The 22229-nt window shown below is 71.5% G+C and carries 22 protein-coding genes; 6 read left to right on the top strand and 16 right to left on the bottom strand.

Features of this window, described 5'->3' with window-relative positions; genetic code table 11:
* Positions 1-53 precede the first annotated feature (53 nt).
* The 10 genes from ACIBVP_RS30570 to ACIBVP_RS30525 all read right to left on the bottom strand — a co-directional run bounded on the left by ACIBVP_RS30570 (position 54) and on the right by ACIBVP_RS30525 (position 13231).
* Entirely contained in the window at positions 54-1100 is a 1047-nt protein-coding gene (locus ACIBVP_RS30570) for an AAA family ATPase (protein WP_396109837.1), read from the bottom strand.
* A 61-nt stretch (positions 1101-1161) separates the two neighbouring features.
* Positions 1162-2559, bottom strand: a complete 1398-nt coding sequence (locus tag ACIBVP_RS30565) for a hypothetical protein (protein WP_396110012.1) — start codon at positions 2557-2559, stop codon at positions 1162-1164.
* A 227-nt stretch (positions 2560-2786) separates the two neighbouring features.
* On the bottom strand, positions 2787-3761 hold the full coding sequence (locus ACIBVP_RS30560; RefSeq protein WP_396109836.1) for a hypothetical protein: 975 nt from the start codon (positions 3759-3761) through the stop codon (positions 2787-2789).
* A 127-nt stretch (positions 3762-3888) separates the two neighbouring features.
* Positions 3889-5745: a hypothetical protein gene (locus tag ACIBVP_RS30555; protein ID WP_396109834.1), complete on the bottom strand. Its 1857-nt coding sequence runs from the start codon at positions 5743-5745 to the stop codon at positions 3889-3891.
* Entirely contained in the window at positions 5742-6803 is a 1062-nt protein-coding gene (locus tag ACIBVP_RS30550; RefSeq protein ID WP_396109833.1) for an AAA family ATPase, read from the bottom strand. The genes ACIBVP_RS30555 and ACIBVP_RS30550 overlap by 4 nt, the downstream gene beginning before the upstream one ends.
* Before the next feature lie 224 nt (positions 6804-7027).
* Entirely contained in the window at positions 7028-7825 is a 798-nt protein-coding gene (locus ACIBVP_RS30545; protein WP_396109832.1) for an EamA family transporter, read from the bottom strand.
* Between the two features lies 1 nt (position 7826).
* The gene (locus ACIBVP_RS30540; protein ID WP_396109831.1) at positions 7827-8327 is read right to left on the bottom strand and encodes a MarR family winged helix-turn-helix transcriptional regulator; all 501 of its coding nucleotides are present in this window, start codon (positions 8325-8327) and stop codon (positions 7827-7829) included.
* A 3-nt stretch (positions 8328-8330) separates the two neighbouring features.
* Positions 8331-9809, bottom strand: a complete 1479-nt coding sequence (locus ACIBVP_RS30535; protein WP_396109830.1) for a CHAD domain-containing protein — start codon at positions 9807-9809, stop codon at positions 8331-8333.
* A gap of 19 nt (positions 9810-9828) precedes the next feature.
* The gene (locus tag ACIBVP_RS30530; protein ID WP_396109829.1) at positions 9829-11841 is read right to left on the bottom strand and encodes a hypothetical protein; all 2013 of its coding nucleotides are present in this window, start codon (positions 11839-11841) and stop codon (positions 9829-9831) included.
* Between the two features lie 580 nt (positions 11842-12421).
* Complete coding sequence (locus tag ACIBVP_RS30525) at positions 12422-13231, bottom strand: class I SAM-dependent methyltransferase (protein WP_396109828.1); 810 nt, start codon at positions 13229-13231, stop codon at positions 12422-12424.
* Positions 13232-13283: 52 nt separating this feature from the next.
* On the opposite strand from ACIBVP_RS30525, the gene ACIBVP_RS30520 reads away from it, so the two are divergent.
* Positions 13284-13832, top strand: a complete 549-nt coding sequence (locus ACIBVP_RS30520) for a TIGR03086 family metal-binding protein (RefSeq protein ID WP_396109827.1) — start codon at positions 13284-13286, stop codon at positions 13830-13832.
* 227 nt (positions 13833-14059) lie between these two features.
* On the opposite strand, the gene ACIBVP_RS30515 is transcribed toward ACIBVP_RS30520, so the two are convergent.
* Genes ACIBVP_RS30515 through ACIBVP_RS30500 form a run of 4 tightly spaced genes read right to left on the bottom strand, consistent with a single transcriptional unit; the run spans position 14060 to position 16711 of the window.
* Complete coding sequence (locus ACIBVP_RS30515) at positions 14060-14818, bottom strand: hypothetical protein (protein WP_396109826.1); 759 nt, start codon at positions 14816-14818, stop codon at positions 14060-14062.
* Complete coding sequence (locus ACIBVP_RS30510; RefSeq protein ID WP_396109825.1) at positions 14815-15999, bottom strand: RNA polymerase sigma factor; 1185 nt, start codon at positions 15997-15999, stop codon at positions 14815-14817. The genes ACIBVP_RS30515 and ACIBVP_RS30510 overlap by 4 nt, the downstream gene beginning before the upstream one ends.
* Positions 15977-16342 carry a YciI family protein gene (locus tag ACIBVP_RS30505; protein ID WP_396109824.1) on the bottom strand — a complete coding sequence of 122 codons (366 nt, stop codon included), beginning with the start codon at positions 16340-16342 and terminating at the stop codon, positions 15977-15979. The genes ACIBVP_RS30510 and ACIBVP_RS30505 overlap by 23 nt, the downstream gene beginning before the upstream one ends.
* Before the next feature lie 60 nt (positions 16343-16402).
* Complete coding sequence (locus ACIBVP_RS30500) at positions 16403-16711, bottom strand: isoamylase early set domain-containing protein (RefSeq protein WP_396109823.1); 309 nt, start codon at positions 16709-16711, stop codon at positions 16403-16405.
* A 121-nt stretch (positions 16712-16832) separates the two neighbouring features.
* Between ACIBVP_RS30500 and ACIBVP_RS30495 the strand changes: the two genes are divergently transcribed.
* From ACIBVP_RS30495 to ACIBVP_RS30480, 4 genes are read left to right on the top strand one after another with little or no spacing between them, the layout of a single operon-like run.
* Entirely contained in the window at positions 16833-18305 is a 1473-nt protein-coding gene (locus tag ACIBVP_RS30495) for a right-handed parallel beta-helix repeat-containing protein (protein ID WP_396109822.1), read from the top strand.
* A gap of 52 nt (positions 18306-18357) precedes the next feature.
* Complete coding sequence (locus tag ACIBVP_RS30490) at positions 18358-19230, top strand: RNA polymerase sigma-70 factor (protein WP_396109821.1); 873 nt, start codon at positions 18358-18360, stop codon at positions 19228-19230.
* A 4-nt stretch (positions 19231-19234) separates the two neighbouring features.
* Positions 19235-19942 (top strand): SDR family oxidoreductase, encoded by a 708-nt coding sequence (locus ACIBVP_RS30485; protein WP_396109820.1) that lies wholly within the window; start codon positions 19235-19237, stop codon positions 19940-19942.
* The gene (locus tag ACIBVP_RS30480; RefSeq protein ID WP_396109819.1) at positions 19939-20349 is read left to right on the top strand and encodes a hypothetical protein; all 411 of its coding nucleotides are present in this window, start codon (positions 19939-19941) and stop codon (positions 20347-20349) included. Before ACIBVP_RS30485 ends, ACIBVP_RS30480 begins: the two co-directional genes overlap by 4 nt.
* 17 nt (positions 20350-20366) lie before the next feature.
* Here the strand turns inward: ACIBVP_RS30480 and ACIBVP_RS30475 are convergent, their stop codons facing one another.
* Both ACIBVP_RS30475 and ACIBVP_RS30470 read right to left on the bottom strand, forming a co-directional pair.
* Complete coding sequence (locus tag ACIBVP_RS30475; RefSeq protein ID WP_396109818.1) at positions 20367-20570, bottom strand: hypothetical protein; 204 nt, start codon at positions 20568-20570, stop codon at positions 20367-20369.
* Positions 20571-20594: 24 nt separating this feature from the next.
* Positions 20595-21395 carry an endonuclease/exonuclease/phosphatase family protein gene (locus ACIBVP_RS30470; protein WP_396109817.1) on the bottom strand — a complete coding sequence of 267 codons (801 nt, stop codon included), beginning with the start codon at positions 21393-21395 and terminating at the stop codon, positions 20595-20597.
* A gap of 95 nt (positions 21396-21490) precedes the next feature.
* On the opposite strand from ACIBVP_RS30470, the gene phoU reads away from it, so the two are divergent.
* Positions 21491-22147 carry a phosphate signaling complex protein PhoU gene (phoU, locus tag ACIBVP_RS30465; protein WP_396109816.1) on the top strand — a complete coding sequence of 219 codons (657 nt, stop codon included), beginning with the start codon at positions 21491-21493 and terminating at the stop codon, positions 22145-22147.
* Positions 22148-22229 lie beyond the last annotated feature (82 nt).

Below are 22229 nucleotides of genomic sequence, written 5' to 3'. Positions count from 1 at the left end.
GCCGCTCGCGGTCGCCCCGTGCCCGCTGATTCGCTCGGCAAGCTCCGCACATGTCACGTCTCCGTGACCGACGAGGACAACGGGTGCCAGATCGCCGTGAGCAACTCCTGCCAGTCGTGGTCGGGTTGGTACGCCCCCGAGGTCGCCAGCTCCACCGCGAGGTGGACGGCGTTGAGCAGCTGGTCGGAGGCGAGCCCGCCGGTCGCGTCGCTGCGTGCCGTGAAGTCCGTGATCAGCCGGGCGACGTCGACGCGTTCGATGCCCTCGACAGCACCGAACTGCGCGGCCACCATCGCGCCGAGCTGTTGCGGCGTCGGCGGTTCGACGTGCAGCTTCAGGCAGCGGCGCAGGAAAGGCGCGGGGAACTCGCGTTCACCGTTGCTGGTGACGATGACGATGGGGAACGCACGGCACCGCACCCGGCCGCGCCGCACCACCGCGGTGCCCTCTCGGTCGCCGGTCAGCACCGTGACCTCGGGGTGCCTGCCCCCGATCCGGGTCAGCTCCGGGATCTCGTACTCGCCGTCCTCGAAGACGTTGAGCAGGTCGTTCGGCAGGTCGATGTCGCTCTTGTCCAGCTCGTCGATCAACAGCACCCGCGGCCGCTCGTACGGCAGCAGCGCGGTGCCGAGCGGGCCGAGGTGCACGAACTCACCGATGTCCGGTTCCTCGCCGCGGCGCGCGTTGATCTCCTGGACCCGGCCGATCGCGTCGTAGAGGTACAGGCCCTCCTTGAGCGTGGTGCGGCTCGTGATCGACCAGCGCAGCACCGGCCCGAGCCCCAGCTCGCGGGAGATCAGGTAGGCGAGGCTGGACTTTCCGGTGCCGGGCCGTCCGGTCACCAGCAACGGCCTGCGCAGGTAGATCGCGGCGTTGACCATCGCGATCTCGTGCGGGCTCGGTACGCGGCCGATGCCGTGCACGCCGCCGATCCGCCGGTCCGCCTCGCCACCGTCGTCGGTGGGCGCGGAGTTGACCGGCTCACCGGAGAACCGGCGCCACGGCGGCGGCGCGGGCAGTTCGTCGACGGTGCCGGGGTTGCCGGTGCCCCGGTACACGTGCCAGTCCACCGGCAACGGCTCGTTGGGCAGAGCGCTCATGACTCCCCCTCGCAGTCGCCCCGCGCCTGACGATTCGCTCCGCAAGCTCCGCTAGCTCCGCTCATGCCACGCTCACCTCACCCGGTGGCACGACGATGCGTTCCGGGTCGTCCCACATCACCGCCAGGTGGTGGCCGATGTGACCGGGGTGTGACTCGTACGCGGTGGTCCGCAGATGCTTGACGCGCTGCAGGACCGAGCCCGACTCGTCGTTGTGGAGCAGGTGCCCGACCGTTGTCAAGAATTCCTCCGAAATGCCCTCCTCGCGGTTCCACACCACGACAGGAACCCCTGCCCTCAGACCGATCGCGATGTCGGCGTTGCGCATCGGTGGCTCCCTCAGGACGAGCGCGACGACGTTCTGGTTGTTCTCGAAGTCGACGATGAGCTTGCGGATCGCGTCCCCCTCGGCGACCCACCGCACGGATTCCCGTTCGACCGTGCCGGTTTCGCCGAGCTGACTGCCGAGCACGGACCACCTCGCGTGCCACGGGCGATGCCACTGGCCCTTCTGCATGCGTTCCAGGGACCGGATCACGAACACGTACCGGCACCCGATGGGCAGCTCCGGCAGCGCGCTCTCCACCTCCCACGACCACTGCTCGATGTCGAGGTTCAGCAGGTCGTCGGACAGGACCGCCTCGATGTGGATGGCCGGCTGGAACCGCGCCCACTTCGTCTCCACCGTCTCGATCAGGGTCGCGACGTGGCGCTTGATCTCCTCCAGGGTCCCGATGACGTCCTCACCGCGTTCGGGGTGCCACCCGTCCGACAGGTCGAGCTGCGACCAGTGGCAGAGCTGGTACTTCTCGTCGGTGAGGCCGGTGCGGCGCAACAACAGCACGAGGTAGGCGGGCGCGCCGGGCGGCGGACCCGGCGACGGCGCGGCGAACGCACGGCGCAGGGCCTGCAGCTGGGTGATCACGCCGAGGCGGTTCGCCTGCCGGTCGGCCCACCTGCGCAGCTCGTTCGCGAGCTCGGGGCGGCGGCCCTTGGCGAGGTGCTCGACGAACACGATCGGCTTCGGCAACCCGTCCGGATCGGCGTTCAGGCTCTCCAGCGTCGCGAACACGTCGCGATAGGTCGTCTCGGCAGGGAGTTCGGGCGCGCCCAGACCGGCGACCTGCCCGTACAGGTCCACCAGGTCCTTGAAAATCATCCCTGACAGCAAGGCGAAGAGCCTTTCTCGTTCCTCCTCAGGCCACAGCTCGTGAGCGTCGCGCTCAGCGATTATGCGCGCAACCTCTCGCAGATGGATCGTGCCTTCGTCAAGTTCACCGAGAATGTCCAACAGTGCACCCAGACCGTCGGAACGGCGGGCGCACACCTCGACGATGCTCAGCACGTGCGGACCGATCCGGGGGCTTTCCTCGATCTGCAACGGCCCGAGCCGGTCGATCAGCAGGCGTACGACGAAGTTGCGGTCCTGCTGCGAGGTCAGGCAGGGCAGCGCCTGCATCGCCTTCACGAGCGGCCACAACGGTCCGCCGGCACTACTCGACGTCACTGGAGCCGCTCCCTCCCGCACCACCGCGCTGGACACCCCGCGGGCGCAGGATAGCGATCATGTGCGCCTCGTGGGCAGGTTCGTCCAGGATGCCCACGGCACAGCAGGTCGGCAAGCCGCGGCGGGGACGATCTTCGGGATGGTGGGATCTGTCCTTGATTTGTCCAGCCGGGGACGCCTTACGCGCCGTTGCCCAGCAACGAGACGAGGCGGTTCAGCGGCAGCGAGCCGCTCGGTTCCTGTTCGGAGATCGCGGTGACCAGCTGGACCACACCGTCCTCGAAGTCGAGGCAGGTGCGCAGGATGCTCGTCACGTGCGCCCTGCGGTTCGGGAAGTAGCGGATGGCGCCCGCGAAGCGCAGCTGGTCGATCACGAACGAACGGGTGTGTTCGCCCTGCATGCAGGGAATCGCCTCGATCGCGTCGACCACCTGGTAGAACTCGGGCGACGCGGGCCGCACGACCGGGGAGACCGTGACGACGGACGATCCGTTGGCGGGCGCGGTGTCCTCGCGCTTCTCGATCTCGTGCCGCGGCGGAGGTTCGGGCCGCGCACCGTCGGGCAGGCGGATCCAGCCGGTCCCGCTGGTCTCCTTGACGCTCACGTCGAACCGCACGTAGTCCTCCGGCGCGTTCTCGGTGTGCTGGCGGATGACCTCGTCGTAGAACCAGGCCGAGGCGATGACGGCGAGCAGGCCGGTCGACGTGCGCAGCGCCTCCTTGAGCGGCGGTGCCTCGAGCAGGCGGGCGGCGTGGATGATGGCCGTGCCGGTCACGCCGCGGGCGTCGCGGGTGATCTCGCCCGCGTGCAGTGCCATGCGCAGCCGGAGCCGTTCCTCCGGCGGGTGTTCGGCGTTGTGGGCCCGCAACGTCGCGGCAAGTGCCGTCGGCAGGTTCGCGGCGAACGTCGCCTTGCCGACAGTTGACGGGGCGAGCGCGAGGATGCTGTCGCCCGCGCCCTCGTGGTAGCAGTTGTCCCACGGGATGCCCGACCGCTGGAACGCCTGCTCGACGGCGGTGTACATGCCCTCGCGGAGTGCGACGTAGTTCGGGCGGGTGCGGTCACCGCCGCCGAAGCCCTCGATGTCGACCGCGCAGATCGTGTTGTGCTCGTCGGTGGTCGTGCGACCGTTCGTCGTCCGCTCGTCTGCCATGCTGCTCACCCCCACGTCGTTCCATTCAGGATGCCTACGGCATTTGACCCCGGCAAGCGATCGCCGGAACCGGCCGGCGATTCCGGCGATCTGTCCATGATTTGTCCGGTGGCGACGGTGAACCGGGTCAGCTGACCCGGAACACGGGGCCGCGCGGGGTGAACGGGAGCCGCGCACCGGCCGGGATCAGGAACGCGTGCTCGCGGCGCACGCGCACCACGTCGCAGTCGCCGTCGGTGATCACCAGGATCGGGCCGTCCGCCGGGAAGTCGGGCGCGTGTTCGAGCAGCCGCACCCCCGGTCGCAGCACGGTGCCGCCGCGGCCGCGGACCTTCACCCGGCCCGCGATGTCGGCCGGGGCGAGGTAGCCGGCGTCGTAGGCGACCGCGTCGCAGAACACGACCCTGGCGGCCGGGACGTCGCGAGCCGTGGCGTAGGACGCGATCGCGCCCAGCGCCTTGCCAAGCAACCGCGTGTCCATGGACCCGGACGTGTCCAGCACGACGCCGAAGGTCGCGCGCTGTGACAGTTCCTCCGGGCGGAGCTTGCCCGGCCGGGGGATTTCCGGGCTGGCGGACTGACGTCGCGACGCCCGTGCGTAGCTGCGCCGCGGTTCCGGGACGCGGACGTGCTCGTCGAACCAGCGCGCGAGCCGCGCGTCCCACGGCCGCGGCGGGTGTTCCAGCGCGCGGATCTCCTCCTCCAGGCCGCCCGGCACCAGACCACGGCCGCTGCCGCGGTGGTACTCGAGGCCCTGGGTGAGGGCGCGGCGGTAGAAGTCGTCGAGATTCACGTTCGTGACGCGGTCCCACGGCGTCGGCCGGTCCGTGCGCCGGGAGCCGCGACGGGCCGCCGCTTCCGGCTCGGACAGCCAGTCGCCGAGCACGTCACCGGCCGGGGCGCCGAGCGTGCGCAGCTTGCGGGCCCTGCGCAGGTCGGTGACGAGCGTGTCGTACACCGACTCGGCGGACAGGCCGGTCAGTTTCTGGTCGTACAGCGCGCCTTCCGGCAGGTGACCGACGCCCATCGCGACCAGCCAGCCGTTGATCACGAAGTCGCAGGCCACGTTCCACAGGTACGGTTCGCGGCCCTGCGCGCGGCGGTCGTGGCCGAGCGCGGCGTGCAGCATCTCGTGCGCGAGCACGAACCGCCACTCCTCGGCCGACAGCGTCGCGTACGGGTTGACGTAGATCTCGCCGTGTTCCGGCGACACCGCGGCGACGCTGATGTCCCACGCCCGCGCCACGTCCGCGTCCGGCACGAGCGTGAACCCGGCGGCGACCGCGCCGAGCAGCGGGAACGACGACACGAACCACGACAGCGCCCGGTCCCACTCCCGCCGCGGCCGCAGGTGCGCGGTCTGCCCGCGCGACTCGGCGGCGTGCGTGATGGCCTCGGTCGCGGCGTCGGTCAGGCCGAGCGCGAACTGCTGGTCCCACACGGGTTTCCGCACCGGGCGGTAGTCGCCGGCAGGGGGCGTGCCCAGGCACGGCCGCGTGCCGTTGGTGCCGAGCGCGGCGTACTCGGCCGGCACGCCGGTGTCGCGCCAGCGCCTGGCCAGCGCCTCCTCCTCGCCACCGGGCAGCTCCGGCATCAGCACGAGCGGCCGGCCGATCCGCACGGTCTGCGCGAACCGGTTGACCGCGACACAGCAGGCGGCCGTGTGGATCCGGTCGTAACTGCCGTTCACGAGCGGCACGCCCGTGTCGTCGTCCGCGTGGCCGAGTCCGAGGTGCAGCAACAGGTGCGCGAACACCCACGCCCACTCCGCCGGTTCGCCGTCCCGTTCCTGGTTGACGGTGATGTGGCCGTACGCGTCGGTGACCGCCCACGCGTCGGCACCGGTGAGGCTCTCGCCGACGCTGACGTGGACCGCGTCCGCGAGCCTGCGCAGGACCGTCGTGTCGCGGACCGTCGCCCAGCCCGCCGCCCGCGCCTTCCGCCTGCGTTCCCGGCGCTCGGCCTCGGCGGTTCTGCGGCTCATGACCGCGCGGCGACGAGCCGGGGCATGTCCCGGGCGGCCTCGACGAGGAACCACGACGGCAGCGGCGTGCCCCTCTCGTCCTCGGCGATGACGAGCTGCGCGATCTCCAGGGAGATCTCGGCCAGCTCCACGAGCAGCGACTTGGCACGGAACGCGAACCGGCGCACCCCGTCCGAGGCGTGCCGCCGGTCGGCGGGCAGTTCCTTCGCGAGACGGGCGCGGAAGGTCTCGGCGAGGAAGTACAGCAGGTCGCGGTCCGCGGGCTCCTGCGGCCACCGCTTGTCGCCCTTGATGATCGCGTCCAGGTCGTAGGCGTGCCGGGCGACCTTGAGGTAGGCGCGGAACGCCCCCGCGTGCTGCGGCGTGAGGGTGCCGTAGGCGAGCAGCGCGACGGTGTCGTCGTCGAGCCCGCCGTCACCGTAGGAGTGCAGGACGTCGGACAGCATGTGCCACGCCCGCGGTGTGGAGAACGGCTCCTCGGTCTTGGGCGGCGCGCTCCACAGGTGGTCCGGCCGCTGGGTGAGGTACTCGACGATCCACGGGTGGATGCCGTTGTCCACCGCCCACACCAACCAGTCGGCGGCCGAGGCACGCAGGTGGATGTGCACGAGCCGGTTGACCAGTGCCGAGGCCATCGGCCGTGCGAGCGCCTGGTCGGTGGCCCGGTTGCCCGCGCCGAGCACCACCGAGCCCGCCGGCAGCGCGTAGGACCCGATCCGGCGGTCGAGGATCAGGGAGTAGAAGGCCTTCTGCACGTCCGGCGCGGCCGCGTTCAGCTCGTCGAGGAACAGCACGTACGGGGTTTCCCGCGCGATCTGCTCCGGCGGGCAGAACTGGCTGCGCCCGTCGACGATCCTCGGCACCCCCATGAGGTCCTCCGGCGCGAGCTGCGTGCCGAGCAACGACACGCAGTCGAGCCCGAGCGACGCGGCGAACTGCCGCACCAGCGACGACTTCCCGATGCCGGGCGCACCCCACAGGAACACGGGACGCACGACGGCGACGTTCAGCAGCACCTCGGGCAGCTGCGCCGGCGTGACCGTCTTCGTGGCGTGCACGGTGGACCTCCTGCTGTGTCAGGACATCCCTTCGTACGACGCCCCCGTTCCTGGGACTGATGATCGCGCGTGTTTCGTTCCCGCCGCACCTGGTTATCCGCCCCGGTTCACCGGCAGAACGGGGTGCACCGGGGCACCCCCAGGGCCCCGGCACACCGGGGCTGATGATCGGACACGCGGCTAAGTCCTGACTACATTCTCCGCGACCCGCAGGTCAGGGGCCGTCAATTGACGACGAGCAGACCGATCGCGCCCGCCGCGCCGCCGAGCCCGGCCACCTGCCACCGGCTCAGCCGCTCACGCAGGAGGGTGACGCCCAGCAGCACCGGGATGGCCGGGTACAGCGACGACAGCACGACCGCCACGGTCACGAGCTGGTACCGCGTGGCGAGCAGGTAGCAGGTCAGCGCGAGCGCGGCGGTGGCACCGCAGGCAGCGGCGGGCACCACCGCCGTGACCGGCCTCCGCACGGCGGGCAGCACCACCGCGGCGGCCGCGACCCGGCCCGCCACCACGGCCCACAGACCGGCGTCGGCCTGTGCCAGCGCGAGGTACTGCACGGCGATCCCGACGCTGGCGAAGAGCGCGTCCGCGACCCCGTCCGCCTTCGCGGGCCCTCGGGTGCGCGCGACCAGCCACAACGCGGGCACCGCCATCACGATCCCCGCCCAGGTGAGCACGGAAGGCCGGTCGCCCAGCACCGCCACGCCCACGAGCACGGGCAGCGCGACCCCGCCGACCGCACTGACCGGCACCACCACGCTCATGGCGCCGCGGCTGATCCCCCGGTACAGGAACAGCATTCCGGCGCCGGTGCCGACCCCGGAGAGCGCTCCCCAGGCCAGCCCGTCCCATCCGGCAGGCGCGGGCACGAACGGGGCTGCCGCCAGCGCGAACACCAGCCCGCCGACCTGCCCGACGAACGCGACGGTCCCGAAGTGCGCACGACGGGACAGGAGCCCGCCCGCGTAGTCCGCGATCCCGTACGCGACCGCCGACGCCAGCGCGAGCAGCGCGCCCACGTCAGCTCCTGGCCGCCTGACCGACCGGACAGTGCCCGCCGGTGGTGCACGCGGCCCGGTCGCACAGGCGGCACATGAGGTCCGCGCTGCCGATGTCGCCGTACAGCCTGGTGAGCAGCTTCTCCAGCAGCCCACCGAGCTCCGCCCGCTCCTCGGCGGACAGCGCCGAAAGCACGCCGGTCAGCGTCGACGCCCGTGCGGCCAGCAGCTCCTCGGCCGCCCGCCGACCGGCCGAGGTGAGGCCGACCAGCACCACCCGGCCCGCCCGCGCGGACCGTTCCGCGAGCCCGGCCCTGACCAGCGAATCGACCAGCCTGGTGGCCGCCGACTGCGTCAGCCCGACCTGCCTGCCCAGCTCGGTGCCGCTGACCGGCCCGGACGCCAGCAGCACGACCGCGGCGGCGGCGCTCGCGCTCAGCCGTGCGGTGACGTTCCGCAACGTCAGGTCGGCGACCGCCAGCCCGCAGGCGCCGAGCAGGTTCGCGAGGCGCGACTCATGCATGCCTCATGCATTCCACGGACGGGCCTTTCGCAAACGCCGCCAGTACGCCGGGTACGCCTCCGCCACCCGCGCGCAACGGGCCCGCTCCTGCTCCAGCAGCAGCCCGTAGGTGAACCCGTTCTCGCCCGCCGAGTTGGCCTGCATGCCCAGGTCACGCAGCACCGGCTGCGCGATCGTGCCGTCCTGGTGCTCGCCGAGCACCTTCGTGAAGTCCTTCGCCCGCTGCCGCGCCCTGCGCACCGGCTTGCCGACGGCGGGTTCCGCCACCTCCAGGCCGTACCGGTACCGCTTGGCCGCCTTCCTGGCGCGGTGCGGTGTCTCGTCCGCCAGGCGGCGCTTCGTCGTCCGGTACGGGCGCCGCAGGTGCTTGGGCAGTTCCTTCGCGGCCGACCGCGACGCACGCGGGGTCAGCTCGGGGTCCGCCAGCAGCCGGGCCAGGTCGTCGAGCACCCGCCGGTACCGCCTGTCCGCCAGCGTGGCCGTCACCTCCTGCCGTGCCGCAGCCGCCGCCGGGGAGAAATGCCTGGTCAGCCGCGCGGACACGGGCCCGACGACCAGCTCCGCCGGCAGTGCGCCGACGGCCGAGGTCAGGTGTTTCTCCTGCACCTCCAGGTCCCGCGCGTCCGCGAGCCGCCTGCCGAGCCACCGCAGGTCGGCACGCAGGCGCTCGGTGTCCGGCAGGAGCCGCCGGTACACGCGGAGGGCCGCCCGCAGCCGTCGCGCCGCGATCCGCATCCGGTGCACGCCGTCCGGCTGGTCCCTGCGGATCGCGAGGTCCTGCCGCACCAGCACGTCGTACTGGACCTTCACGTACGCGAGCAGGGCCTCCCCCGCTGTGCCCGTCGCGTCGAACTCGACGGCCGCGGGTGGTGGCACGAGCCTGCCCAGCTTGGAGCTGTGCCCGGCCCGTTTGATGCCCGCCATGCGGAGCACCTTCTCCGCGGCCGCGAGGACGCCGTTCGCGGCCGGGTCGGCCAGCTCGACCTCCAGCTCGCGCCATTCCTCCACATTGGACGAGCCGTTGAGCCGGGTCGCGGTGACCCGGTCGTCGGTCACCTCGGCGAGCGGCCGCCCGCCGTCCCCCAGCAGGTCCCACACCCGCCGGTGCGTCTTGAGCTGGGCGACGGGGCGCAGCGGGGCGCCGCGGGTCATCGCCGTCGTCAGGTCGGCCAGCTCGTCCGGCGGCGCGTTCGTCACGCGTTCCGGCCGGTCGTCGAGCGGCAACCGCAGCTCGGTGCGCGAGTCCGTCCCGGCGGGCACCTTGAGGTGCCAGCCCGCGTCCCCGCCGCCGGTGCGCCTGCGCAACGTGGCGCCGTACCGGGCGAGCCGCTGGTCGGCGGTGTCGAAGTAGACGGCCGACAGGTGTTCCGTGCGTGGCCCGCGCACCTCGGTGACCCCGGGGACGTCCGTCCACGCGGGCAGGTCGGCGTGCGGGTCGGCCTCGTACTTGCGTTCTGTCTCGGCATGGGCGGTGACAGCCATGCCTTCATACTTACCCCAATCAGGGCCCGGCGACGCGACTCCACGTCCGCAGGTACACCTCCGCGCCCCTGCTCATGTCGGACACGATCTGCTGCCCGTCCGGTCCGGCGACGATCCGCAGGTCCTCCAGCCAGTCCGGCAGCAGGCCGTAGTGCGCGAGCCCGTCGGTGTTCACGTCGAACACCCGCTGCCCCGTCCGCTGACGGTCCACAGTGGAGCCACCGTCGAACGTGGTGAACGGGTACCGGACGGCAGAACCGGGCCTGGGCGGCGGCTGGTGCCCGAACCCGCCGGTGTCGAAGCCCGCGCCGAAACCGAAGTCGGCGCCGGGGCCCGCGGCGGCCTTCATCGACCGCCACGCGCCGAGGAACTGCTCGGTGCCCCAGCCGTACGGGACCGCCATCCCGCCCAGCGCGTAGATCCGCGGGTAGTAGGTCGGGTCGACCCACGAGTGGCTGGACACCACACCCGGGTAGTTCCGCGACTCGAGCAGGTCGAGCGCCTGGTCGGTGGCCTTGGCGCTCATGTGGTCGATGTCGATGAGCATCCCGCGGTCCATCATGCCCCGCATGGCGTACGCGCCCAGGTCGGTGAGCCCGTTGACGTTGCAGTGCGGCGCGCTCGGGTAGACGGGCAGCGTCACGCCGGGCGGCAGCAGCGCCTCCAGCGGGCCGGATAGCAGGTCGCTCTGGAACTGGATCGTGTTGTCGTGTGCCGCGGTCGGACACTTCTCCACCTGCCAGAACCGGCCGGTGGAGGCGAAGTTCGCGGCGTTGATGATCGTCCCGGCGGCCCCTTCGTCGAACCGCACGCCGCACAGCGCGTTGTCGAACTTGTGGCACACGAACATCCGCCGCACGCCCAGGTCGTACAGCTCGTCGAGGCCCGCGTCGATGTCCGCGCGGTCGCACAGCGGGGTCCCGTCGCGGACGCCGCACCCGAACGGCTGCGACACCTCGACACCCAGCACCACCGCGAGCTTGCCCTGCTCGATCACCGACCGCGCCTGCGCGGGGTCGCGCACGATCCGGAACCAGCCACGGCCCGGCCCGCCGTGCTGGGTGTCGATGAAGTCCTCCAGCTCGTGGATCCGTTGCGCCTGCAGGCGGATCGACGCCATGTCGTCGCACGGGTTGGACTTGATCGGGTAGATCTCGCACAGGGCCTCGTTGTTCACGAACAGGTTCGTGTAGACCCGCAGCCCGCCACGCCACGCCCGTTCCAGCCACTTGTAGTACATGGCCTCGTGGGTCCACGAGTTGTGCTTGGGCCAGTCGGCGAAGGTGGGCCAGCCGGTCGTGTCATGCGTGAAGGTGGGGTAGCCGCCGCCCGCGAGGTTCTCCCACCACGCGCCGAGGCCGTTCGGTTCGTGGTCCGGGCAGTCGACGAGCGCGGCCGTGATGCCGTACTGGCTGAACGGGGCACCGCAGTGGATGTCGCCGCCGATGAACTCGTACGCCGTCAGGTGGCTGTGCAGGTCGGCGAGACCGCGCACCTCACCGTTCACGGTGCCGGTGAACGGTTCGCCGGTGATGTTCAGCTCCGCCTCGGGCGCGGTCGCACAGCCGGACGCGGGCACGAGCGTGAACGGGGTGGCGGTGGACCGCAGCGCGAGCGCCTTCAGCAGCGGGTCCACGGCGAGCTGCCGGTTCGCGGCGACTGCCGTGACCGTCACCGCGTCACCGGACGCGGTCAGCCGCCAGTTCGTGTCCGCGCCCGCGGCACGCGCGGCGAGCACGCCCAGCGCGCCCAGGCCCTGCCCGAGGAAGTCGTTGCCCGTGCCGTACAGCAGGTAGGTCGCGGGACCGGTTTCCTGCAACCGGAACGGCTGCGACGCACCACCGCCGGTGGCCTGGTAGCCACCGAGAGCGTTGCGCACCACGAACTTCCCGCTCGGCGCCTGGAGCGCGACGCACGCGCCGTCGAGCGCGGCGACGTCCGGCGGAGCGGCCTGCGCGCTGGGTACCGGCATGCCGAGCGCCGCGACGGTGAGCACGGCGGCGAGTGTTCCGAGCAGACGTCGACGACGCATGGCGACCTCCGTTGGTCCGAGCCACCCCCAGATTTACTCGTGAGTAAGTTTCACGTCAATCCTCCACCCAAAACCCCGCGAGTCACGCCCCCGAACACATCGAGTCGTCAACCTCGTGCACACCCAAGCGAACGCCGCCGACACAAACCCGACAACTCACCACGCACGAACGCGCAACTCGCACTGCCCAAACACGCGACTCGCGCACCAGAACCCCCGCGAGTCGCGCTCTAAAACAGCGCGAGTCGCGTTGCCGAACACATCGAGTTGTCGGTTTCGTGCACATCCGGGCCAGCGCCGCCTACACGAACCCGACAACTCACTACGCACGAACGCGCGACTCGCACTGCCCAAACACGCGACTCGCGTTCCAGAACCCCCGCGAGTCGCGCTCTAGAACAGCGCGAGTCGCGTTCTCGAACATGTCGAGTTGTCGGTTTCGTGCATATTGGGGCCTGCGTGGCCTGCATGAACCCGACAACTCGATGCGTGCGAGCGCGCGACTCGCGGTGTCTGGGCGCGCGACTCGCCGCGCGCGGTTCACGGTTGCGGCCGGCCTCTGTTGGCCGCAGGGCCTGTTTCACATTGTGCTGGACGTATGGGGGGCAGTCGCCACTCCCGCGACGATCGTCCGGCGCTGGACGAAGTCCTCGGGCCCCAGCTGCGCGAGCCGGGCGCGGGCGGCGGTCAGGAACTCCGCGCGTGCCGCGTCCGACAGACCCGCGTAGCGGCGCGCCGGGTGGCCGAACCCCGTGTACCGCACCACGAACTCCTCCAACGACGGCCGGAACTCCCAGTCGACCGCCCGCATGTCCGCGTCCGCGAACCCAGCCGCGGTGACCAGCTCGGCGACCTTCTCCGGCGTGTCGACCACGTCGTGGTTGGCGAGCAGCGACTCCTCCTGCGGCGCGCCGTGCCGGTCCAGCTCCTCCAGCCAGACGTCGACGGCCTTCATCTGCTGGTCCGGTCCCCACGTGGCCAGGCCGAGCACCCCGCCGTCGGCGAGCACCCGGCGTGCCTCCCGCAGCCCGGCGGCCGGTTCGGGCAGGTGGAACAGCATGAACGCGGCCACGGCGACGTCGAACGAGCGGTCCGCGAACGGGAGCCGGGTCGCGTCGGTGACCACGCGCGGGAAGTCGGTCGGCGCGCGAGCGATCATGCCGGGCGCGCGGTCGATCCCGGTGACGAGCGCGTCCGGCGCCGCCGCCCGCAGCGCGGGCAGGAGCGTCCCGACCCCGGTGCCCACGTCGAGGACGCGGCGCGCACGGGCCAGGGGTAGCCGCTCCATCAGCTTGCGGCTGACCGGGTGGAGGGCACCGGCCCAGGTGCGCTCGTAGGTGTCCGCCGCTTCGGAGTAGTGCCGCGCGAGGGCACGAACGTCGTCGCTCACGCGTCCACGATGTCACATGTCGAGTTGGGCGCGGCCCGTTCGTCCTCGGTGCATGGAGCTGTACACACGAGCACAGAACGAGTTCGACACGATGCTTGCCGCGGTGCCCCCGGGCGGCTGGGACAAGCCGTCCATGTGCCGCGACTGGACGGTCCGCGACGTCGCGGGCCACGCCGTCTGGGGCCAGCACCAGCTGCGTGCGTGGGCGACCGGCGGCGAGGACCCGGCGCGGGACGGCGCCCCGGGCATGCCGCATCCCGCGGTCATGGCGGGCGACGACCCGGTGGCGGCCTGGCGGGCGGCCCGCTACGTGCCCTCCGGCGCGGAGCTGAGCCGGACGGTCACCATCACCGGCATGGGTGAGGTCCCGGTCGCGGGCCTGATGGCGTTGCTGGTCACCGACCTCACGGCCCACACGTGGGACATCGGGCACGCGCTCGGCCTCCCGGCCGACCTGCCGCCGCCGCTGGTGACGGCGTCGTTCGACTGGGCACGCGAGCACGTGGTCCGGCGGCCCGGGTTCTTCGGACCGGAGCTGCCCGCCGCACCGGACGCCGACGACCAGACCCGAATGCTGGCGTTCCTGGGCAGGACCACGTGACCCGGCCAGCGACGCGAGGATGATCTCGCGCGCCGCGTGGACCGTGGCGGCGAAGGCGGCCGGGTCCCGGCCGATGCGCGCACCGGCGCGCATGACACCGGACAGCAGTTCCACCGCGAGCACGATCGCGGTGGAACGGGCTGTCCGGCCCCTTCGGCAACTCGTCGCCCCTGGTCCGTGGACGCCGCCAGGAAGGCCTGGTGATCGAGTCGTGGTTCTCGTAAAGACTACGAACTGTCGCCAAAATCGAGGCCGTAGTCCGCGAGCGCCGCGCCGACCGCGGCGGCCACGGTCAGCTCGAACACCTCGTCCTCGGAGCCGGGCAGGCGGGCGACGTCCTCGTCGGTGATCCGGTACGAGGCGTCACGGACCAGCGCCGTGTAGGACGCCCAGGGCTCGGTGAGCCCGTCTCCCGTCGCCGCGGCCCGGCGCCGCGCCGGGTCGGTCACCGCCGGGGCCTCGAAGACGGCGTGGCGCAGGTTGTCCACGGGATCGTCGTGCCCGGCATCGGTGCCGCCCGCGAGCAGGAACGCGGGAAAGCGGTACCCGAACCGGTGCAGCGCCTTCGTGCCGGTGTGCAACTGGTCGCCGCGCAACGCGAACCCGAACGCGTTGCCGAGCCGGTTCACGACGTTCCAGACCAGCGCCACCCGCGCCGCCTCCCGTCGCGCGGCAGGCGGCGCATCGTCGACGTCGCGGGACGTGGCGGGGTCGTGCCCGGCCAGGCGGGTCATCTCGGCGTGCGAGTCGATGCAGAACGGGCAGCGGAGGCGTTCCGCGATCCGGTGCGCCATGTCCTCCCGTTCGCCCACCGTCCAGTACGACGGGCCACGCATCGCCTCGACCGTCAGCGCCAGCAGCGGACGCGCGAAGAACTCCGGGCGGTACAACAGCATCCGCACCACGTCGGGTGCGTCGCGGGAGGTCATGCGGAGGAACAGCCTGGCCCGCGGCCGATGCCCGTTGTCCAGACAGGACAGTCTCATGTGGTCTCCAGTAGTCGGCCGGCCAGGAACCGCCGCTCGGCCGGGTCGGTGGCGAGGTCGTGCGCGTGCCGGTACGCGGCCGCGGCGTCGGCGCGCCGACCCAGCCTGCGCAGCAGGTCCGCGCGGGTCGCGTGCCACAGGTGGTAACTGTCGAGCCCGTCGATGCGGTCGACCAGCGCGAGCCCGTCAGCCGGACCTGCCGTCTCGGCGACGGCGACCGCGTGGTTGAGCGCCACCACCGGCGTCGGCGCCACCGCGAGCAGCCCTTCGTACAGGGCGGCGATCCGTGCCCAGTCGGGTGGTTCGCGCGTGTGCTGGACCGCGATCATCGCCTGCAGCTGGTACGGACCCACCACGCCGTGCCGGAGAGCGCTCTCCAGCACCCGGACCGCCTCGGCGATCATCGCGTGGTCCCACCGCGCCCGGTCCTGGTCGGCGAGCAGCACGAGGTCCCCGCCCGGCGACCGGCGCGCCGCCGCCCGGGACTCGTGGAGCAGGAGCAACGCGACGAGCCCCATGGCCTCGGGCTCGTCGGGCATGAGGGCCGCGATCAGCTTCGCCAGCCGCACGGCCTCGGCGCGCAGGTCGTCGTCACCCGGGTAGCCGTGCGTGTAGATGAGGTAGACGACGGCGAGCACCCCGGCCAGGCGCTCGGGCAGCCGGTGGTCGGGTGGCACGGAGAGCGCTATCCCGGCGTCACGGATCTTCCGTTTCGCCCGCACGAGCCGCTGCGCGAGCGTGGCCTCGCCGACGAGGAACACCCGCGCGATCTGTGCCGCGGTCAACCCGATGACGGCGTTCAGCGTCAGCGCCACCCGCACCTCCTCCGCGAGCGCGGGGTGGCAGCAGGTGAAGATCAGGCTCAGCCGCTCGTCACCGACGCTGACCAGGCGTTCCTCGGCTGGGAAGTCCGACGTGGGCGGCACCGACTCCTCCTTCTCCCGGCCGACCCGCGCGCGGCGGAGCCGGTCGATCGCCTGGTTGCGTGCGACGGTCAGCAGCCACGCGACCGGGTCCTCGGGCACGCGTTCGGCCCACCGGCGCAGCGCAAGGGCGCACGCGTCCTGCAGCACGTCCTCGGCCAGTTCGAAGTCACCGACCGCGCGCAGGAGTGCCGCGAGCATGCGTGCCCGGTGCTCCCGGTAGACCCGCTCGACCTCAGCCGACGGCGTGGTCGACACCGGGTACCCGGACGACGGGCCGGACCTCGATCGTGCCCACCGCCGCCAGCGGGCACAGGGCGGCCAGTTCGAGGGCCTCGTCCAGGTCGCGGCAGTCCAGGACGTAGTAGCCGCCCAGGTGCTCGCGGGTCTCCAGGAACGGGCCGTCGGTGATCATGGTCCGGCCGTCGCGGACGGCGACCGTCGTCGCGGCGCCGTCCTTGGTCAGCGGGTCGCCCGCCACGAACGCACCGCGCCGACGGCACTCGTCGGCGAACGCGTTCACCCTGGCCAGGGCGTCCTCGAAGCCGGGGTCACCGGGTTCCGGCCGGTCGCAGTTGTAGATCAACAGCAGGTACTGCACGTCTCCTCCTCAGGTGCGTACACAGAGGATGACGAACAAACCACCCGGAACTCGACAGGTTCAGCGAGGTTTTCTCGCGGCCGGGAGGGCGACGACGACGCTGTCCTCGCCGATCTGCCGCACGTCGGGGTGCTCGGTCTCGTTGCACCAGTAGCCACCCTCGCCGAGGTAGCGGAAGCGCATCTCGGCGCCGTGGGGCACGGTGACGGACACCGAGCGGGTGCCGTTGCTGCGCGGGCGCAGCTCGTGCGCGCCGGGCCGCCACTCGTTGAAGTCGCCGACGACGCTCACCCGGCCGCGCGGCGCGTTGGGACGCAGGACGAAGGTGACACGGACGGCGCCGGAGCGGTCACGGTCGATCTTCAGCATGGCTCTCCACGGTAGGTCCTTCTCGGGTGCGCGGACATCATGCCGTGGATCGGTGGGATTCGCCCGAAGGACAACGCTTCCGGGTGACGACACGAGGCCAGGACCTGCCTAGCTTTGCCGCATGGCACGTGTTCCCGTCGCTCTCGCGGCCGCCCTTGTCCTCACCGGACTGTCCCCTGTGGCCGATGCGGTCCCCGACGACGAGTGGGCCGTGTGCGACCGGATCGCCGCCGCACACCCCAGCCCGCCGGACGGTGCGGTGGTGGTGGAGCCGGTCGACAGCGCTGTGCAGCAGGCGACCGCCGCGCACCCGGCGGGCACGACGTTCTGGCTCGCGCCCGGCACCCACACGCTGGGCGACGACGAGTTCGGCCAGGTGATGCCGAAGAACGGCAACGTCTACCTCGGCGCCCCGGGCGCGGTGCTCGACGGCCGCGACGTCAACCGCTACGCCTTCACCGGCGAAGCCACTGGCGTCGTGCTGCGGAACCTGGCGGTGCGGAACTTCGCCGCCCCACGCGACGAGGGCGTGGTGAACCACGACTCGGGCGACGGCTGGCTGATCGAGCACAACACGGTCGAGGACAACCGCGGTGCCGCGTTGATGGCGGGAAACGACCAGGTCGTGCGCGGGAACTGCCTGCGGAACAACGGCCAGTACGGCATGAACGCCTACAAACGTGGCGGTCTGCGGGGCCTCCTGGTCGAGGGCAACGAGATCACCGGCAACAACACGGACGACTGGGAGAACCAGACGCCGGGCTGCGGCTGCACCGGGGGCGTGAAGTTCTGGGCCGTCGACGGCGCCGACGTCCGCGACAACTGGGTCCACGACAACCGCGGCGCCGGCCTGTGGGCGGACACGAACAACAACGACTTCCTGATCGAACACAACCTGATCGAGAACAACGACGCCGAGGCGCTGTTCTACGAGACGAGCTACAACGCGGAGATCCGCGACAACGTCTTCCGGGGCAACACCCTCGTCCAGGGCAGGAGGTTCGCCGACCGGGGCGACGACTTCCCCGTTGGCACAGTCTACGTCTCGGAGTCGGGCGGCGAACCGAGGGTGCCCGCCCGCACCGACCTGTTGGACATCCACCACAACACCTTCGACGGGAACTGGTCCGGCATCACGCTGTGGGAGAACGCGGACCGCTTCTGCAACAGCCCGGCGAACACGTCCACCGGCCACTGCACCCGCCTGGTGGCGGAGGAACACCAGTGCTCCCAGCCAGCCATCGCCCAGAAACCGCTGCGTGACGACTGCCGATGGAAGACCCAGCGCGTGGACATCCACGACAACCGCTTCACCATCGACCCCGCGGCACTGAACTGCGACACGCTCTGCGGCCGCATGGCGGTGCTGTCGAACTGGGGCACGTACCCGGACTGGTCGCCGTACATGGGCAAGGCGGTGCAGCAGGCGATCACGTTCGAGCAGCAGAACAGGTGGCACCACAACACGTACGTGGGCCCGTGGACGTTCACCCCGTTCGACCGGTCGCGGGTGCTGCAGCCGGCGGAGTGGCAGGCGGAACCGTACAACCAGGACGTGTGCAGCGCCTTCACCCTCCTGCCGACGACCTGCTGACCCTCGCCCAGGGCCGGAGGCCACCCCCGAAATCCGCTGACACACTGGGGCCATGGCACCGGTGACCGAGTTCGAGCCCCGCCGCACCAGGCTGTTCGGGCTCGCCTACCGCCTGCTCGGGTCCGCCGCCGAGGCGGAGGACGTCGTGCAGGACGCGTACCTGCGCTGGGACAAGGCCGACCGCACCACGATCGACCACCCCGACGCGTGGCTGGCGAAGGTGGTCACGAACCTGTGCCTCAACCGCCTGACCGCCGCCCGCACCACCCGCGAACGCTATGTCGGCCAGTGGCTCCCCGAACCCGTGCCGACCGACCTCCTCGGCCCCCTCGAGACCGTCGAGCAGCGTGACTCCGTCTCGCTCGCCGTGCTCGTCCTGCTCGAACGCCTGACCCCCGCCGAGCGCGCCGTCTTCGTGCTCCGGGCGGCGTTCGGCTACGGGCACCGCGAGATCGCCGAGGTCATGGAACTGTCCGAAGCCAACTGCCGCCAGCTCTACCGGCGCGCGGCCCAGCACCTGGCCGACCACAAACCCCGTTTCCAGCCGTCACGAGAGGAGCGTGAACGGCTCGCCACCCGGTTCTTGGCGGCCGCCCAGAACGGCGATCTGCGTGCTCTGGAGGACCTGCTCGCCGACGACATCACGTCCTGGGCGGACAGTGACGGTCGCCACCCGATGGCACGCAACCCCGTCTCCGGCCGCGCCCGGGTCGCGCGTTACTTCGCGGGCGCGTGGCGGAAGGTGCCCGACGGCATGGCGTTCACGTTCGCCGAGGTCAACGGTGGTACGGCGATCGTCGTCACGGTCGGCGGCATGCCCATGGGCGTGGTCGCGATCGACGTCGACGGGGAGCGGATCGCCGCGGTCCGGATCATCGCGAACCCGGCGAAGCTGTCACACATCGGGAGCCTCGCCGGTTCCTGACGGCATGACACCGATTCTCGTCACCGGCGGCACGGGCACGCTCGGCCGTGCGGTGGTGGCCGAGCTGACCGCTCGCGGCCACGACGTGCGGGTGCTAAGCCGTCGCACCGGAACCGACCTGGTCACCGGCCGCGGCCTCGGCGAGGCCCTGCGCGGCGCGGACACCGTCCTGCACCTCGCCACCACGCTCCGCGGCCGCCGCGACGTCGTCGCCACCCGCAACCTCGTCGACGCCGCCCCGGACGTCGGGCACCTGCTGTTCGTCTCGATCGCCGGCATCGACCGGATCCCGCTCGGCTACTACCGGGGCAAGCTCGCCGCCGAGCGGCTCGTGGCGCAGCGCCCGCACACGGTCCTGCGCACGACCCAGTTCCACGACCTGATCCGCACCCTGCTGGCCGGTGCGGCGAAGCTGCCGATCATGCCCGTGCCCGCGGTACGGGCCCAGCCGATCGACGTCCGCGACGTCGCCACCCTTCTCGCCGACCTGGCGGCGGGCGCACCGCGGGGCCGGGTGCCCGACGTCGGCGGCCCCGAGACCAAGTCCCTCCGCGAGCTCGCGGACGACTACCTGCGTGCCGTCGGAGAGCGCTCTCCCATGGTCTCGTTGTCCTTTCCCGGCAAGGTCTTCCGCGGCTACCGCGAGGGCGCCCACCTCGTGCCCGGCAATCCGGCGGGCACCATCACGTTCACGGAGTACCTGGCATCATGATCCGCGCCGGACTGATCTTCCTCGCCGCGGCGCAGGGCGCCGCCGGACTCGTCCAACTGTTCGCGCCGAAGTTCTTCTACGACGACTTCCCCACCGCGGCCACCCCGTGGGTGTCGCTCCTCCCGCCGTACAACGAGCACCTGATGCGCGACGTCGGCGCGCTGACCCTCGCGTACGTGCTCGTGCTGACGGCCGCCGCGATCTGGCCGGAGCCGAAGCTGGTGCGCGTCGCACTGGCCGCGAACCTCGTGTTCACGGTGCCGCACTTCGTCTTCCACGCCACCCACCTCGACCACTACCCCACCGGCTCGGCCATCGCGCAGACCGCGCTGCTGGCGGTCGCCGTGCTGCTCCCGGCCGCGCTACTCGTGCTCACCGTGCGACGACCTGCACGTCCGGCGGACTGATCACGATGTGACGCTGGTCACGACACGCTCGGTGGGCCGCCAGGACACGCGCACGGCTGTGAGTTGTGCCGGAACGTGCGGAACCGTGGCGCGTCCACCCCCGCCCACTCGTGTTCGTGGGCGAACGGCTCGGAGTCGATGTCCTGGCGCCATGCCTGGAAAAGGGCGATGAGCTGGGCTTCCGTCGACTCCACGAACCCGTACGTCGCCTTTTCCAGCATTACCGTTACCGCCGTTCACCCGTTTCACCGGCCGGGAGCGAAGTCCGCCACCAACCCACAGTGGTCACTGGGCCATACCCCATCCACTGGGGTGTCAAACGTTCGCGCACAGTTCGTCACTCTGAGTGTCGGCCCGGCGCGGCCGCAGCGGACGAAGATGTAGTCGATCCGGCGGTCGAGGTCGGTCTGCCAGTGCTCGTCGACGATCGGGACGAGCGACGGCGCGAACGTCGGGCCGGGCTCGTCGCCGTGCGTGAGCTCCCACGCGTCGCGGTAGCTGACGCTCGTGCCGTCGAGCGCCTGGACGCCCCGCCAGAACCGGATGCTGTCGGCCTCCGGCACGGCGTCCATGTCACCGGCGACGATGACGTGCTGGCCGGTCCGCTCCACCAGTTCCTCGACGAAGCCCGCGGTGAGCACCGCCTGCCTGCCGCGCTCGTACTCGAGGTCGGTGGCCCACGACGGCTTGTGGTTGACGAGCAGCAGCGGCGTCTCGGTGTACGGCCAGTGGATGTCGGCGATCTGCGCGCTGGCGGGGAAGTCGGCCGTGCGCGGCCCGACCTGCAGGTCGAGTTCGCGCACCACGCCGATGGGCCAGCGGCTGGCGATGGAGATGCCGGAGCCGTCCGGCCCGCGCAGCGGGTGGTGGGTGACGTGGAAGCCGTCGCCGAGCACCTCGGTAACCTGGTCGTGGTCGTCGGTCGCGATCGCCTCCTGGAGCGTCACCACGTCCGGGTCGAGGCGCCGGAACCAGTCGGCGGCCGCCGGCAGGCGGCGTGGCCAGTCCCTGTGATGGCCAAGCAGGTTCTGTGTGACCATGCGCATGCATTCGAGTCTGGTCGGGGCCACCCCCGCCCGCATGACGGTGCGCATGAACGACCGCGACCGGGGTACGCCGTCGTGGCGGGAAAGGTGACGTGATGCGGGAGACGTTCCACGCCGAGCTGGCCGAACTGCGGGCACTGCTGGCGGACATGTGCGAACGAGCGGCGACCGCCATGCGTCTGGCGACGGACGCGCTGTTGACGGCCGACAAGGAGACCGCCGAGCGGGTGCTGGTGGACGACGCGGAACTGGACAGCCTGCGCGACCGGTGCGAGGAACGGGCGCAGCAGATGCTGGCGCTGCAGGCGCCGGTGGCGACCGACCTGCGCGTCGTGCTGTCCGCCATCTACTGCGCCGAGAAGGTCGAGCGCATGGGCGACCTGGCCGAGCACATCGCGAACACGGCCCACCGGGTCCACCCGAACCACGTCGTCCCACCCGACCTGCGCGACGCCTTCGACAGGATGGGCACGATCACGGCCGATATGGCCACCGCGCTGGAGTCCCACGTGAGCGACCCCAGCCCGGGTGCCTACGCCGAACTGGACGCCACCGACCGGTTGGTCGACGACCTGCACGCACAGGTCCTGGCCACCGTCACGGCGAACCCGTGCGCGTACGACGTCCCCACCGCGACGACGCTGGCCCTGGTGGCCCGTTTCTACGAACGCTACGCCGACCAGGTCGTCTCGGCCGCGAAGCGCGTCGAGTTCGTCAGCACCGGCACGACGCCGACGCATCCGACGAACTGAGGCCCGCTCGTTCCGTCCAATCGCGACACTGCCCGGGGCGACTACGCCACCCCGGGCGGTTAGTCAAGGCTGGATCCTCGTC

It is taken from the genome of Actinophytocola sp. NPDC049390 (assembly GCF_044466355.1).
Classification (GTDB): domain Bacteria; phylum Actinomycetota; class Actinomycetes; order Mycobacteriales; family Pseudonocardiaceae; genus Actinophytocola.
This window is presented reverse-complemented; position numbering and strand designations above follow the sequence as displayed.